Origin of the sequence: Desulfoferrobacter suflitae, from assembly GCF_022603395.1 — a bacterium.
Taxonomy (GTDB): domain Bacteria; phylum Desulfobacterota; class Syntrophobacteria; order Syntrophobacterales; family Syntrophobacteraceae; genus Desulfoferrobacter; species Desulfoferrobacter suflitae.
In genome coordinates, this window is record NZ_JAIBKA010000002.1 from 276600 (window position 1) to 292676 (window position 16077).

Here is a 16077-nt window from a genome sequence, read left to right on the forward strand (position 1 = left end):
GTGTAATGAAACCCGGTCTAGATGGAATCACAATTCTTTTCTTGAAAACCATATCACCTGGCTAATCAAAAATTCCGTTGTGTTCAGTGATGGTCATGTACATAGAAGGGCCACTTGTGGAAGAACCATTCGTTCCAAAGCAGAGGTATGATCCACCAGAAGTTCCAAATGAGTGACTCCCCATGGATCAATCGCTCGGCAAGGCCGTGCTCCATATGGTGGTTGCCCAGTCCCCAGTGACCGAAATTAATCACATAGAAGAAAATATAATTGATGGCGCAAAAGACCAGAACGCCAACGGTCCTGAACCAGAAGGCTCCCCAAGAATCGAGGTCGGACATGGGCGCCATGTCGTCAAAATAATGGTGCCAAATGAGGAAGGGAATAAGGGTGAAGCCGGCAATTTCCGCCGCATGATACCACAGGAACCGGGTAGCATCCCCCTTGTCGCCTGCAGGCAAATGATGCAAGATTTGTTCCCAATTCATCCAGGCGGGGGCGATCTTCACACACAGCCAGGCGAGGATGTAGCCAAGGATCACATTGATGATAAAGGAGATCAGCCCCTTCCACGGCTGCGGTGCGGGGATCAAGGACCAGGGCTTCATGCGCCAGACGTTGGGAGTCATGAACAGTACAATGATCATCCATTCCCACCAGCCGAACACCCAGTGCACGTGACTGATGCCGGAAATTCCGTCCCACCAGGGAAAATTCAGACCGAACGAACTTCCCAGCAGCTTGCCGAAAACCAGGCCCCAGAAAGGCACGATTAAAACCGTATAGAAAAACAAAGTCAGCATGCTGCAGTAGCCGATCTCAGCGACGCCTGCCTGGGGTTGCTTCAGATCGCTGGGACGGATGGGCCATTTTCCAAACAGGATGGTGACGAAGGGATAGCTGAAAAAGCCGATCAAAACATAGGTGACCACGGCACTTTCGGCGAAGTGCTTCTCCTTCATGGCTTCCAGGGTGAGCGATTTGGCTTCCGGCAAAATGGCCTGCCCCGCCGCCAGCGAATCGTTGATGGCCTGCTGGATGGCCTCCGCCGAGATGGGCAGAATCGCCTTGCCGGCCGCAGCCAGTTCATTTAGATTGCTTTGGCTCAAGAAGTTGAAGCCGGCGCCCAAAACCCTGTAGAAGACCACATGGATAACAAACCAGACGACGATAAGATTGACAATAGTCTCAATAATGCCTCGCGCCGGTTGAGGCATATCCTGAAAAGGCCAGTCTCCCAGGAACATGTGCTGCCAGAGTCCCACCAGGATCATCATGGCAAGGTACATCACAAAAGGATAAGGAAACGAACCCACGGGTCCGCGGGGGTCGCTGAAAATATACCAAGTAATCCATGCAATCACAAAAAATACGACAAAGGAAACAATACCTGTGACGGGTTGTCCCCATCGAGGTCGAAGTTGTCCTGCCATGCTCTACTCCTCTCTCTTTGTTGCGAGCTAGTGTTCTGTGTGAGCTACTCCGTCCATCTCTAATTCTCTTCAGCTTCCGCAATTTGCCTCTTCAACTGGGCAACTCTCCGAATACCAGAAACTTTCACCTCCTTTCAACAAGGGCTGCCGGAACTTGAAGCTCCGCTTCAATCATCACAGAGATGACCCATAAACCAACTCTACTGTTCGAAAATAAAACCATACACGGGCGGAGGGTTAACATGGAAGAGGGAACCATGGGCGGCAAAGATGCTAGCCATCCAGCGTGAAAATTGCCCCGCCGGGTTGGTAGTCCTGGCAAATGCGGCAACCAGCCCGATCCCCCTCCTGACTATAACGCATTCCATGGCATCGCGGGCCAAACAGCTAGCTCGAGAGCATCAAACTGATCAACGGGAGTTACAGGATATCGACTTTTCAGCATCAGTTGCAGGTCCACTGATAATAAGCCCGTCATGTACTACCGCATGTATCCTGGTTCGGTCAAGAAAAATTTGTTTGACAATAGACAACTCCGTGATTTAAGTGTGGTGCAATCGAAACAGGTGATATTTAGGTCGATTTTAGCGGACATTTCACCATATATTGAGGTAAAATAATCACTCGCTCTTTGGAGTGTGGCTGCCTGCTCGATTCATGAGCGGCACACGCGAAGACAGGCGACGACAATTGATCATTGAAGATGAGTTCTGCTTGAATTCAAATTCACTCACGCGCTTGGCTGAAAGTTCAGGAGGTACCAAAGATGGGAAAAAGGCAGTTCTCTGAATCTGCACTGGAAAGAATGGAAAAGGAATATCAGGAGTGGCAGGCGGAATATCGCAAGGCCCTGCAGAAAGTTCCCGAACGGCTTGAAAGATTCTCCACGGTTTCGGATCTTGAAGTGAAACCGCTGTATACCCCTCTTGACATCAAGGACAAAAACTATTCGGAAGATATCGGTTTTCCCGGCATGTACCCATTTACCCGCGGCGTCCAGAGCACCATGTACCGAGCACGCCACTGGACCATGAGAATGTTTGCCGGGCTCGGCGGGGCGGAAGACACCAATGAGCGCTTTCACTATTTGATCAATCATGGCGAGACCGGGCTGAGCACCGCTTTTGATTTTCCAACCCTGATGGGCTACGATACGGAATCGCCCCTGGCCCGCGGGGAGTGCGGCAAGTGTGGAGTGGCCATTGACACGATTGACGATATGCAGCGCCTGTTTGCCAATATCAATCTGGAGGACGTAACAACCTCCATGACGATCAATCCGCCTGCTTCTGTGATCTGGGCAATGTACATCGCCAACGCCGAGAACGAGGGATATGACCGTAAAAGACTGGGCGGAACCATTCAGAACGACTGTCTGAAAGAATTCATTGCGCAGAAGACGCTCATGCTTCCGCCTGACCCAAGCCTTCGCCTTGTGACCGACACCGTCGAATTTGGAACGCGTGAAGTTCCACGCTGGAACACCATCAGCATCAGCGGCTATCACATTCGTGAAGCCGGCGCCACCGCGGTTCAGGAACTGGCCTTCACCGTCTACGACGGGATAACCTATGTTGAGGAATGCCTCAAACGCGGCCTCAATGTGGATGACTTTGCCGGCAGGTTGTCATATTTCTGGAATTCCCACATTGACTTCTTTGAGGAGATAGCCAAGATGAGGGCCGGGCGGAGAATGTGGGCGCGCATCATGAAAGAGCGTTTCAAGGCTAAGAATCCCCGCTCCATGTTGATGCGTTTCCACACACAAACGGCCGGTTGCTCCCTCACTGCCCAGGAACCTTACAATAATGTTGTGCGAACTACCACGGAGGCTCTGGCGGCCATCTTTGGAGGGACGCAATCCCTGCACACCAATTCGCTCGATGAAGTGTACATGATCCCAAGCGAACACGCCGTATTGATCGCCCTGAGAACGCAACAGATTCTGGCCGAAGAGGTGGGAGTGACCAATGTGATCGACCCACTGGCCGGGTCTTACTTTGTGGAGGCACTCACCGACAAGATGGAAGAAGAGGCCACCGCTTATATCCGGAAGCTGGATGAAATGGGCGGTATGGTAGCCGCCATCGAGAAAGACTACCCGCAGATGGAGATCGCGGATGCCGCGTATCACTTCCAGCAGCAGGTGGAAAAGGGTGAGAAAGTGATCATAGGGGTCAACAAATACCCTTCAACCAGGCCTGAACTGGAGTTTATCCTGAGAATCGATCCCGAATTGGAGCGGCGGCAAGTCGAGCGCACCCAGCAGTTCAAGCAAAAGCGAGACCAAGTGAAGTTTCAACGGGCCATGGATGAACTGCGTAGACGCTGTGAGGGGCCCCCGTGCTGGGAAAACAATGTCATGCCCGCACTGATTGACGCGGTTCGAGCCGGCGCTACCGAACAAGAGTGCTGCGATCTTTATCGGGACGTATTTGGTGTGTATACCGATCCCGGAACCTTTTGATGGGGTGGGTGCACTAGAGGGATACATGACGGGCGGTTCGTGAGCCGCCCCCACGAGCGCTGTGCCGATGTTGCCGCCCTCTATGGCGCATGCCATCGGCCGGATAAAGTCTAACCAGGATATGAGGAGGTAAGTTTCCATGAACAAGAGCAGGAAACTGCGCATATTGATTGCCAAGCCCGGCCTAGACGGCCACGATCGCGGCGCGCGTGTGATTGCAAGGGCGTTTCGTGACGCCGGGTTCGAAGTTGTTTACACCGGTTGCCACCAGACTCCGGAGCAGATTGTGAGCACCGCCATCCAGGAGGATGTCGATCTGATTGGATTGAGCATCCTCTCCGGAGCGCATGCGTATTCCTTTCCGCGGGTCATTGAGCTTCTCAAGGAAAACAACGCGGAGGATATAACCGTTATAGGTGGGGGCATCTTTCCGCTGGAGGATATTCCAGTTCTGAAGGAAGCCGGAATAAAGGAGATTTTTGAACCCGGAACCAAACTTCACGAAATTTGCGCCTGGGTGGATCAAAACGTCAAACCGCGGCAAGCCATGGTGGCCTGAGAAATAAAGCCCGGGGCGGGGAACCGAGCCCTGCCCCCGCGGGATGCCGCGGGCGCACCAAGTGGAAGACAACACAGCTGACTCGTTCTCAGTGAAAAGGTTTAAGTTATGGGCATTGTGGATCAAATTCTTGCCGGCGATGTGAGAGCTACGGCTCGGGTTTTGCGCGATATCGACGATCAAGTCCCCACCATTCATCCAATCCTCAAACAACTTTACCCACATACGGGAAAAGCCTTCATCATTGGATTCACAGGATCACCCGGTGTGGGTAAGAGCACCCTGGTGGATCAATTGACCATCCACTATCGAAAGCAAGGACTAACCGTCGGCATACTGGCCGTAGATCCCACCAGTCCTTTTACCGGCGGCGCCATCCTTGGGGACCGCATCCGCATGCAGAGGCACTTTCTGGACGACGGCGTGTTTATCCGCAGCCTCGCCACCCGCGGACATTTTGGCGGGTTGACCAAATCCACCAACGACATGATCAATGTGCTGGATGCCATGGGCAAGGACATCATTCTGGTTGAGACCGTCGGGGTTGGCCAGGATGAAGTGGAAATTGCCAACAGCGCACATACAACGGTTCTCGTCACTATCCCCGGCATGGGGGACGAGGTCCAGGCCATCAAAGCCGGCATCATGGAAATTGGCAATATTTTTGTCGTCAACAAGGCCGACCGCGAAGGTTCTCGCAAAACCATCCGCGAACTGATGAACCTTATCGAACTGGGTCTTCGCCACCAGGGGCAGAATGGCTGGGAGCCGCCTATTATTCAAACCGAAGCCATCAAGTCGCGCGGCATTGAAGAGCTGGGCGAAGCCATCCAGAAACACCGTGATTTTCTTCTCGCCAATGACAAGTCCAATCTGCGCGATGTCCTGGTCAAGCGGGCCAGGACACAACTCCTCGAGGTCTTGAAAGAAGAGGCGCTGCGCACCCTTATGAAGCGCATCGAAACCCGCGGGATCGCTCTTGACACGCTTGTCGATCAGATCGTCGAAAAATCCACAGATCCCTACTCTGTTGTGCAAGATCTGCTCAATAATGAATTGCCCTGAACCGGTCCCGTAAACGTCGGGTAATCTGCCCGCTCCCTCATTTCTTCGCCAGCAGACTTTCATAGGCCTGCGTCATGCGGATGAATTCCTCGTGCTCTCCGCCGCCGTCCGGATGCATCCTTTTGGCCCGGCGGCGATAGCATCGGATTAGCTCTTCCCGATTCATCTTGCTAAATTCACTCGGGCAAATCCCAAGACATTTGCACGCTTCATCCGTTGCCATTCCGGGTGTCTTCCCCCCGGCGGGTGGAAAATGGCGGCGCCGCTCGAATTCTCCGGCAAATTCCGCCCAAACGCTCGGCCTCTCAAATTCATGATCAAAATAGAGAATGGCGTACTTCATCAGGTAGGGACTGAGACCCACATCATTTCCCGGTTCCACGCCCTTAAAAAATTCTCCGTCACGGTTTAGGCGGCAAAGCTCGAACACGAAGGCTTCGTCGACCTTCTCAGCGTCCAAGGCGGCCGGGGTGTTCTTGGTGAATTGCCCGGCAAAATGCCTTTGCAGATGCAAAGCTGTGTAAACATATGACCGATACTCGTGCGGTCGAAGCTGTAACTCCATCGATTCCAGGGTGTGCTCAATTTCATCACGGCTCTTATCCAGCAGGACGTTCAAGAATTTCCATGGACGTCCATGTAATACGCCTATATCCACGCGCCCGCATCGTAAAAAATGCAGCCGCCGTTTATCAAAAGAATGCAATCCATTTTGCAGCTCCAACAGCTTTTCAGGTGGATAATCCCGCCACCGGCTACTCCGCCCCCGACGTCTGAAATTCTTCACCAGCCTGCGGGCTTCCGGTTTCAGGAAGGGGAAGAAAACATCCTCCAAATCATCGGGTGAATACTGCATGGCCTCCTTTTGCAGGGTCTCTTCCAGTTCAGGGCTGAAGTAAAAGCCACTGCCCCCGGGATAATGAACAAAACGACCAGGATCACTGCCCAGGTCCATCACATCATGATGCCTCCAACAGCCATCAGTCCACCTCGACTCCCGCAACACATAATGCAGCCCGTCTCCAGTTCTTATGCGTCTCAGATACAACCAGCACCTCCCCTGTATTCTGCGAACATCCGCCCGAAGAGCCTCTCGAAAACAGCGACATCTTAAAGCATAACACTGGATCACCAAAAGCCAAGAACCTGAAAAGGTGGGGCCAAGCGGAATGACTCCATAAAAAAAGCCCGGATGAAAATCATCCGGGCTCGGAACTCGCTATTCCAGGCTAGCTTAGCGGCACTCCTGGATTTAGAAGGACCATTGCAGACGGGCACCCAGCTCCCAAGGATTGGGATCATCATCATAAATGGTGTATCCGTCGTTGGCAATCATGTATGCGCCGACCAGGCGAAGCATCAGACCGTCAACCACCTTCTGATCCAGGTAGAAGTCAAATTCGTGACCGATGCTGTTGGAGGTATCGGTGACGAGTTGACCATCTACAAAAAAGATATTGGAGGTAACCGACTTCTCGGTCCCGATATAGTAGTAGTTGAAGGTCAGCTTGGTGGTTTCAAGAGCCTGCCAGGCTGCGCCGGCAGTTACAGTCCACAGGTTGCTCGGACCGTCACCCGCCTGATAGGCACCCGTGTGCGCTCCGCTTACCCGGTCACGGGTTCCAGGAAAGCCGGTGCTGTCGTCCAGAGTACCCAGACCCATGATTTCAGACCAGTAATGGGATCTTCCCTGGGGATAAACAAAGCCCGAGTATTGGCCGTTGATTTTGGATTCTTCGTCATCGCCCGAAGCTACAAAACCGCCCAGGTTGAAGGTGAAGGGACCGTAGAAGAAGTTGGCGCCACCTTCAATCATGAAGCCGTTGTAGTCAATGTTTTCGCCGCTAACTACTGAATCGTAGCTTCCCAGGTTCTGTACATAATTCAAGAACAGGTTCATCCAATCCATCTTGTAGCCCAGGTTAACACCCAGATCGAACAGGTTGTCCGCGGTGCCAAGGGGCGCATCGGCAATTTCGGTGTAGCTCAGGCCCTGGTGGAAATCGCCTGCGTTATGACCATCCTGGTAGAAGCCCATAATGCCTGCCGTGAAAGGACCCTGGGCATACTGAACCGCCACATACCAGTCATCCACTCTCTGGCCCCACTCGGTTACCGGCACTCTGTCCTCAACACTGGAAGTCCGGATACCGTTCACTTCGGAGAGGTAACCAACGGTTACGGTAATCGGATCGAAACTCGCCGAGACATCTACACCGGTGAAATCTTCGTCCACGATCCAGCCCTGCATGAAAGCGATGGGCTGCAAACCGACTTTGGCGCGCACCGGTGTGCAGGGGATCATGAAATCGGCGTAGGCATGCTTCAATTCAGCGTTGATGGTATCCCGATGACCGTATCGAACCTTATCGCCCTGACCACCCCACAGAGTATCAAACTCCAGGCCGGTGACCACTTTCAGGTTCTCACTGGCGATGAATTGGAAGAAAATTCTTAAACGTTGATCGATGTAGTTTTGATTGTCATTGGCAGGGGTACCGGTGATGTTGTTGTTGCCTTGATAGCGAACCCGGAACAATCCGCCATATTTTACTTCGAATGCAGAAGCCGGCAGTGCAATTGCTAGGGCTGCCAGCACAACCACCATAGTCACGAGAACTTTTTTCATCTCTTTCCTCCTCAAAAGCTAACCAATTTGCTTAGCGTTGCCATATGTTTTAGCCCCAAACTACCTCACCCAATGAACGCTTCCCTCACCTCCTTTCGGCAAATATGATAACCAAAATGGACGTCTTGCCCCTGCATACATAGCTTACAGATTGCACATACAATAAGATGAAATAAAGTGTCAAGTCAAAACTCAATGATTGTTCATCTTTTTATCCGTCCGCAATAATCCGGCCTGGTTCTACGTGCAGTGGCGTGCCTCGATCACATTATTTTGCCATTTGCAAGCAACGGTAAATTTAGTATGCTTGATCAGCATAATGAAATTGATTTTTACATGCAACAAAAACCTCACGAGTCCGTGAGGATTGAGGGAGACAATCTCGATGAGGAAATTACCCTTTGTTAAAAAGTTTTTCATTTTGGCCCTGGTTGTGACGTTCTTCGGCGCATTTTCCCCTGTTCAGAGCAGCGCACAAACGCCGGTTAAAATCGCCATCCTTCCCTTCAGCATGCATGCCCCGGCCGACCTGAACTACCTGCAGGACGGTATCCGCGACATGCTCGCGTCCCGGCTGGCTCAGCAAGGCAAGGTCCAGATCATCGATAAGGCCGCCGCACAGCAGGCTCTCAAGGGAACTAAGGACGATCTGTCTTCCGCCGAAGCTGCAAGCATTGGCCGATCCCTGGGAGCCGATTACGTTCTGTTTGGAAGCTTGACGGCCATTGGTCAGAATGTCAGTATCGATGCCAAAATGACACCGCTCGCTGAAAAAACCGAGCCCATGACACTCGCTACTCAGACCAATCTCGATGGCGTTATCCCGCAGATCAACATGTTTGCCCAGCAAATCAACCAGAAGGTATTCGGGCGCTCGGGGGAATATGCTCAGGCCCCTGCCGCCGGTGAGGTTTCTCCGACCAGCAATCCGGAATTGCTGGTGCCCGACAGCATGATAAAGAACGACCGCATTTCCTATCTCAATCCCAACTTCATCGAGGTGACTCCTGAGGATTCCCTCCACAACAGCGGATTGTGGAGGAGTCAGACTTTTCGCGAGGGGATTGTCGGGATGGATGTCGGCGACCTGGATGGAGACGGTCATCAGGAAATCGTGACGGCCAGCTACAACCGCGTGACCGTGCACCGGCGAGAAGGGCAGGCCTTAAGAACCATTGCCTCCTTCAACGGAACCAACATGGATCAATTCATATGGGTGGCTTTGGCCGATACCAACAGAGACGGAATAGACGAGATTTATGTCACCAAACTGTTGCGGCGCAACGATCCCAAGGGGAACACCAGCAGCCGCGTATCCTACGGCCGAGATGTCGTTTGGATACCGGTCTCCCTGGGTCTGACAATGACCGGCGGCAAATTGCAGGTGCTTTTCAGCGACGAGCCTTATTTGTTGAATGCAGTGACCTTCCCTAAGCGAGGCAAAGTATTACTCGGCCAACGCATGGGTCACAACGTACCCAACGCCTTAACGGTCCAGACCTCCAAGACCCTCGATCCCGATGTCTATGAGATGCAGCTGAAAGGCGGAAAGCTGGCTACCGCAGGACGTGCTTCGATTCCCAGCCGCTGCAATGTCTTCAATTTTGCCGTGGCCGATATCAACAATGATAACTCCGTCGAATATATGGTCGTCGACCAGGATAACCGCTTCTATGTGTTAGACTCCGCCGGCAACCAAATGTGGAAGAGCAGGCAGCGATTCGCCGCCACCAGCAATGGCTTTTCGGGAAAAGTCACTGATATCAGCTTCAACCAGATAGACTATTTCTTCCTTCCATCTCCCATCGTGGTTATGGATCTCAACAGCGACAACATTCCAGAAATCGTTGTCAACCGCAGTCCCGATTACGGAAGATTCCTACCTTCCCAGTTGAAATTCTATGAGAGTGGAGAAATCGTCTCTTTTTCCTGGGATCAAATGGGCATGGTGGAAAACTGGAAAACGCGTGAGCTCGGCGGCATGGTGACCTCGATTCGGGAAGGCGATCTAAACGGCGACGGAACCCCTGAGCTGATCGCCTCATTGATCATGGCGAAGGACTTTCTGAAGCTCTGGGAATCCAAGAGCACCATTTTCAGTTATGACCTGAATGTTGCCAGACCAAAAACCGCCAAAGCGCAGTGATCAGCGCAGTGATCAGCGCCGTGGCATCCCGCAACAATTCCATTAACCCAGTCATAGAAACATTTTTAAAGCTCTGGGGAGGCCTGCCTCCCCATTTTTTTCACCGGGCGGCAAGGTGGGGCGGATCGTTGTGGTACAAGCTGGATGGCAGGCACCGCAGAGTGGCCGAATCCAACATACGCCTCGCTCTTGGACATGCATCGGAACAGGAGATCAGAGCACTCGCCAGAGCGAATTTTATCCACCTTGCCACAGTCTTTTTGGAAACTCTGTACGTCGGGCGACTCAATAACGAGAACGCCCATCGCTTTGTGTCGGTCAGCGGACTGGAGTTGCTTGAGGAGTCCCTCGGTAAAGGCAACGGCCTTTTTCTCCTCACCGGTCACCTTGGCAACTGGGAGTGGCTGGCCTATCTTACACCCTTCTACATCAGCAATCGACTCAACGTGATCGTGCGCCCGCTGAGCTCACCCTGGTTGAACAAGGTGCTGGTATACCTGCGGGAAAGATCCGGCAATCGAATCATCGACAAGAAAAGAGTCACCAAAACCGTTTTCAAGGCCCTGCAGAACAATGAAATGGTCGGCATTCTGCTTGACCAGGCGGCGAGTCGCGGCGAGGGCATCTACGCGCCTTTTTTCGGAGTCTATGTGCTGACCCACCGAGGCCTCGCGTCTCTGGCCGTCAAAAGCGGTTCACCCGTTCACCCCGTGTTCATTCAGCGCCGCACCGATGGCAAATATGCGGTTGAAATCGGGCCGGCTATCGAAATTCCCACAAAAGGTCCTGTGAAAGATCGAGTTTATCAAGCCACTACCTTGTTCAACCGCTCCATTGAACAGCAAATACGCAGGGACCCTGCTCAATGGTACTGGATTCATCGGCGCTTCAAACGCCATGTACACCATTTCACAGAGGTCTGAGGGAATTTGGAGCTGAGGAGGGAGATAGGCTGGTCTGTCGGTGGGGCGGATGAGCTTGCACCCACACCACCGATTGTGATCGCGACTGCTGCCTATAGCAAGAAACGATTAAAGCTCATAGTCACCGGTGATATCAAGAATGTATTCTCTGTCCTTCTCACCTGATTTCACCGTAAATTCGCCGCTTCCCGTGATGGAGCTCAATTTACCCATGCCTTTATAGACCTTCCAGGTGCCCTTGGTGAGCTTGGTTGCTCCGTCCCGATGACCTTCAAACTTGCTGCAAATCGCGCCATCCTGAAAGATGGTGGTGGCGTAGCCTTCCATCTTGCCGGAACCCTTGGTGCGATCATGATAGGTCACGCTGCGCCGGGCCACAAAATCACCGGCGACCCCAGCCTGATATTCAATGGGCTCTCCTTCCATTTCAACCAACATGAGAGAATGATCGAATTCATCGTGGACGTAGAGCATTTCCCGACGGGTAACCATCAAACGATAACTTGCTTTGCGCTTCATCATTGCCTCCTTTTGCTAGAATTGATTTCGACTCTGCTGGTGTTGTCATGGTATAGCACAGCCAGCCCACTGATCGCTACAAGATTATACGAAGCGCTGAAGTTTTGCAGCAAACGAATTTTCGCCTGATCAAAAAACAACCGTCAGCAATGGGGAGGCTGGATTTCCACGTCCTATTGGGAGGAGGGCATCATTCTAAAGAAAATACCAGTTCCCTGTGGCTCACTACCTTGAAAGCCTGCAAAATCCACTCGAATTCAGAGCGAAATTTCTCATAATCAGACGTGTGGACATAGCGGCTCGCTCCGCTGCTGCCCAAAGGAACGATATCCTGCCGCCACGCGTAGCCCCATGTACTGAAAATTTTCTTCAGGAGCAGGTTCAACCTGGCACTGGAATGCCGACTTCCGGAATTATTCAAAAACCATTGACGCGGCTTGAATTGTCGCCGATTGTTTAGTGTGAAGGCAATTGCATGCGGCAGATCCTCTTCCAGCACCGCCAATCCTGTATCCCCCTGGAACAGAGACAGATTCATTCCCCCCATGGAAGAGGGAATAACGCAAGGCAGACCAGAGCGAAAAAACTCATAGATACTGCGGCAGGCGTTTTCATACAGGGACAGATGGACGCCAATCCTGCAAAGAGCCAATTGTGCCGGGATTTCGGAGCGCATTAGATTGGCCTTGAGAGTCACTCGGGAAGCCAGCCCCAGCTCGGACACACTCCGGGCAAACTGCCTCACATGCATTTTTTCGCCTCTCCCAAGAAACAGCGCTCGAGTGTCTTGCAACAGCGGATGGCGCAGCAGCTCGAGCATCTTTTGATGACGCTTGCGCGGCATATCATCAAAGGTTGCATTGAAAACAACATCATACTCCTTCGGCACTCCGTCCAGTGGCCATTCCCGCCCATCCAAATCCTCCATGTAATCCCCGTGAGCCAGCGGTACAACCTCCACGCCCGCCTGCGTTCGACAAAACTTGCGGTCTTCGCGTGAACCGACTCCCAGGATGCAGGGATCTTCCAGATTAGAAAAATAGCGCCACCAGGCATGGCGGAAGACAACTCCCATGGGCGGCTCCACATACAACACGTACCTCCTGCTCAGCGTCTTCAGCAGCTGCATCTCAAAGACGAATAAATACGGCAGAGAAAATATCCTCAGCACTCCCTTTGCACCCGCTTCCGGCTTTTTTAATACCTGGCAGAAATGACGCAATTTGTAGGTTCGCTGAGGCTTCCCCGCTATTTTGCGCACCACTTGATGCCGTTCCTCGGCCAAAAATGCACTCATCTCGGGATCGTCACGAAGCAGCCGTTCGGCTTTCAGCAGCCACTTCCACTGTTGCGGAAAGGGAAGCAGCGCCAGGAACAACAGTGCCTGTTTTCCCCCGAAAGGGTCGGCCGATTGCACAGCCCGATCGCAGAATACACGATACCGCTCTGCGAACCCCTGATAAGGCCAGCTCAGGCCCCTGGATGCCTCCAGCCCCGGTCGCTCCCAAATCAGTAGCCTGACCAGTGCCGAACGCAGGTCGTGGCGAAGCTTGCGATGGAATTCCTCCTGCCTGCAGGCAAAAAGAGCCCCGCTATCAACGTGCTCAAAGAATTCCTCCAGGATGTTGATCGATCGATTGCAGGGAGTCACAAATCCTGCCAGGTCATGGTTGCCTGTCATCATGTATGACGCGTTTCCCCTCCGGCACCCATAGCATGCACCCGGCTTATGTGATCCAGTCCGGATACCCCCGATGAGCCGGCCTCAGATGTTTTTCAGCAGACTGTTCTCTGGAGATTTTTCGATCAGAGCAAAAAGATCCTGCATTTTTTCTGAAATTTTCTGTACCTGCTCTGAATTGCCGAATTCCACTTCGTGTCTGCCGTGTTCTTCCCACATACGCACAACCCGGCTTATGGTCATCTTGGCGATATCAAAGGCGGGCTGATAGCAGCCGGCCGAATCATTCCTGGATGATTGACCATTGCTGTGCATTGTGGTCTCGGAGACGACACCCGAATCGAGCAGTTCCTGCACCAACCGGTGTACCAGAATTATTGGAATATCCAGTTCCTCAGACATTTTCGCGGCCGAGCAACTGCTGCCTCCACAATCAAATCTTTTTGCTATGAGCGTCGCTAAGCTCAAAAGCATCAGCTTTCTCTGTGCATAGCTCAGGTTGGCACAATCCGGTTCGAACTCGTATGCTTCCACATTTTGATAGGCGTAGGAAACTTCCGCGCCATAGAGCAGAATGAGCCAGCTTGTCTGAAGCCAGACCAGGAATAACGGCAACGCCGCGAAGCTTCCATAAATGGCATTGTACTTGGAAACTCCAATCTGGAAATTAATATAGACGTACTGAAACGCCTGGTAGAAAGTGCCTGCGATGATTCCGGCCAGCATTCCTGCCGCAAGGCTCACCCTGGTATTGGGCATGACCATGTAGATAAAGCAAAACAGCAGCCAGGTCATGACATAGGGGAGCAGCCTGAGGCTGAATTGAATGACAAAGCCAAATTGACTCAGTATGGAAACCCTACCTATCACCGTGTTGACTTCCCTGGCAATAAAAACGGTCATGCTGCTGGCCACCACAAAAAGTATGGGTGCGATCAACATGATGGAGAGATAGTCGGTTATTTTTCTGATAATGCTCCTTTGGTTGTCGGTTTTCCATATGGCGTTGAAGGAGTTTTCTATGTTGTTCAATACCTTTATGACCGTCCAAAAGAGCACCACGACGCCGATCCCGGCTATGACCCCTCCCTGAGTATTTTCGAGAAAAGAATAGGCAAAGCTGATGATCCATTTGGCCACTTCTTCCTGGCCCTCGAGCTGGATCATGATCTGATGTTCAATGAGATTTTCCAGGCCGAAACCTTTGGCAATACCAAACGCCAGGGCAAAAAAAGGGATAATTGAAAGGAGGGTGTAGAAGGTCAGGGCAGAAGCTCTCAATGAAGCGATGTCATTGCTGAATTCACGAAAGGATAAGACCACTATCCGCGCTGCCTTGACGAAATAGAATTGTTTTCCTTTCAGCTCACCGAGGCGCATCCTCCAGACGTCCTGCTTGACGAACCGAAGTAATTTCGAAATCATTGCAGATACCTGATTGGATTATCGGAAGCTTCAGACACACTCTCGAAGCGGGCATTGACGACCGAAGACGCGCGCTCCTGGCTGACTGTCATGATGATCTCCTCACTCTTGTGGTCCAAGCATTTGACCGCAATTCGCCTATCTGCCCGCCAGTGAGCTCAGCAGAACAACGAGCAGCATGGTGACAGGGTAATAGCTGGATCGATTGAAAAGGGCTGAAGCAAGCAGTGATGTTCTCCCGGTATAGAGGCTGTAAGCCGGAATCAGCAGCAGTACCAGGCCTGCAAGCAGAGCCCCAAAGAGGTAAACGGGATGCAGTTGCGCCGGCGTCGCCCAATAGAGGGCCAGGCTCAGCACCACAGCAACGGTCAAACTGATCAGGATGATCTGCAACGATTTGTCGCTGCCGAAGCGCACAGGAATGGTTTTGGCCCGCAACTCCATATCTTCTTCCAGGTCGGTCCAATCGTTGGGTATGTTTTGCCCACCGATTTCCCAGGAGAACAGCCATAGAAACAGAAACAGCAAAAAAACCCAGGACGGATCGGGGTCCACAGCAAAGACAGCAGCCATGGCCCCTGAGGTTTTCACCGCGCCACTGACATAAGTGCGCAGGTGAGTGATCTTAAGCAGCAGGCAATAGATGATTTCCAATAAGGACCCCAGGACAAAGATGAGTGCGCATAGCGGATTGAGTGCATAAGCTCCCGCCAAGGCGATAAGCGCCCAACTCAGCGACCACGCAATGCCTTCCCTGTAACTGAGCAGTCCCTGCGCCATGGGATGGCGCACGTAGACTGCGTCCAGATCACCGGCGGCATGACGCAGTTTGCCCGACTTGATTTTTTCCTTGTCAACCCGGTAATCCACCACATCATTGAGTGCATAGACCGCAGTGTAGCCGGCGAAAGCCGTGACAAAACCCAGAAAAATCACCCGGGCAGAGGGTATGCCGCCCAGGCACAGCAATGCCGCCGCCGCCGGGGTCGCCATATCGAGAAAACCGTGAGTCATGCGGGAAAGAGCCCAGAAGAGCTTCAGCCTGGACAGGGTAGAGCGATTCAAAACCGATGAGGTGTTCAACAGTCTATTCCCTCCGAATTAAAGCTCCGGGAGTTTATCTGCAGATGTGGTCGTTACGTCCTTTCGGGGCAGTACCGCCCCGGCGCCGGGAATCCGGGAATGAGCCGGCTTAGCGGTTCCGACGTTGACCGGCATGACGTTGAGCAG

12 protein-coding genes are annotated in these 16077 nt (G+C 52.4%); 5 read left to right on the forward strand and 7 right to left on the reverse strand.

Annotated features, from left to right (window positions below):
* Window positions 1-83: 83 nt before the first annotated feature.
* Window positions 84-1433 (reverse strand): hypothetical protein, encoded by a 1350-nt coding sequence (locus tag K1V27_RS04100; RefSeq protein ID WP_258928257.1) that lies wholly within the window; start codon window positions 1431-1433, stop codon window positions 84-86.
* A 766-nt stretch (window positions 1434-2199) separates the two neighbouring features.
* On the opposite strand from K1V27_RS04100, the gene K1V27_RS04105 reads away from it, so the two are divergent.
* From K1V27_RS04105 to meaB, 3 genes are all read left to right on the forward strand, one after another.
* Window positions 2200-3900 carry an acyl-CoA mutase large subunit family protein gene (locus tag K1V27_RS04105; RefSeq protein ID WP_258928258.1) on the forward strand — a complete coding sequence of 567 codons (1701 nt, stop codon included), beginning with the start codon at window positions 2200-2202 and terminating at the stop codon, window positions 3898-3900.
* A 139-nt stretch (window positions 3901-4039) separates the two neighbouring features.
* Window positions 4040-4459, forward strand: coding sequence for a cobalamin B12-binding domain-containing protein (locus tag K1V27_RS04110; RefSeq protein ID WP_258928260.1), 420 nt, complete (start codon window positions 4040-4042; stop codon window positions 4457-4459).
* Between the two features lie 108 nt (window positions 4460-4567).
* A complete protein-coding gene (gene meaB / locus K1V27_RS04115; RefSeq protein WP_258928262.1) occupies window positions 4568-5524 on the forward strand; it encodes a methylmalonyl Co-A mutase-associated GTPase MeaB in 957 nt (318 codons plus the stop codon).
* Between the two features lie 37 nt (window positions 5525-5561).
* Here the strand turns inward: meaB and K1V27_RS04120 are convergent, their stop codons facing one another.
* Both K1V27_RS04120 and K1V27_RS04125 read right to left on the reverse strand, forming a co-directional pair.
* Entirely contained in the window at window positions 5562-6479 is a 918-nt protein-coding gene (locus tag K1V27_RS04120; RefSeq protein WP_258928263.1) for a J domain-containing protein, read from the reverse strand.
* A gap of 297 nt (window positions 6480-6776) precedes the next feature.
* Window positions 6777-8153, reverse strand: coding sequence for an alginate export family protein (locus tag K1V27_RS04125; RefSeq protein WP_258928264.1), 1377 nt, complete (start codon window positions 8151-8153; stop codon window positions 6777-6779).
* A gap of 385 nt (window positions 8154-8538) precedes the next feature.
* On the opposite strand from K1V27_RS04125, the gene K1V27_RS04130 reads away from it, so the two are divergent.
* Window positions 8539-10299: an FG-GAP-like repeat-containing protein gene (locus tag K1V27_RS04130; RefSeq protein WP_258928265.1), complete on the forward strand. Its 1761-nt coding sequence runs from the start codon at window positions 8539-8541 to the stop codon at window positions 10297-10299.
* Between the two features lie 20 nt (window positions 10300-10319).
* A complete protein-coding gene (locus K1V27_RS04135; RefSeq protein ID WP_258928266.1) occupies window positions 10320-11222 on the forward strand; it encodes a lysophospholipid acyltransferase family protein in 903 nt (300 codons plus the stop codon).
* Between the two features lie 108 nt (window positions 11223-11330).
* On the opposite strand, the gene K1V27_RS04140 is transcribed toward K1V27_RS04135, so the two are convergent.
* From K1V27_RS04140 to K1V27_RS04155, 4 genes are all read right to left on the reverse strand, one after another.
* The gene (locus K1V27_RS04140) at window positions 11331-11741 is read right to left on the reverse strand and encodes a hypothetical protein (RefSeq protein WP_258928267.1); all 411 of its coding nucleotides are present in this window, start codon (window positions 11739-11741) and stop codon (window positions 11331-11333) included.
* A gap of 190 nt (window positions 11742-11931) precedes the next feature.
* A complete protein-coding gene (locus K1V27_RS04145; RefSeq protein ID WP_258928268.1) occupies window positions 11932-13425 on the reverse strand; it encodes a glycosyltransferase in 1494 nt (497 codons plus the stop codon).
* A gap of 81 nt (window positions 13426-13506) precedes the next feature.
* On the reverse strand, window positions 13507-14847 hold the full coding sequence (locus K1V27_RS04150; protein WP_258928269.1) for a YihY/virulence factor BrkB family protein: 1341 nt from the start codon (window positions 14845-14847) through the stop codon (window positions 13507-13509).
* 138 nt (window positions 14848-14985) lie between these two features.
* Window positions 14986-15930, reverse strand: coding sequence for a UbiA family prenyltransferase (locus K1V27_RS04155; protein WP_258928270.1), 945 nt, complete (start codon window positions 15928-15930; stop codon window positions 14986-14988).
* Window positions 15931-16077 lie beyond the last annotated feature (147 nt).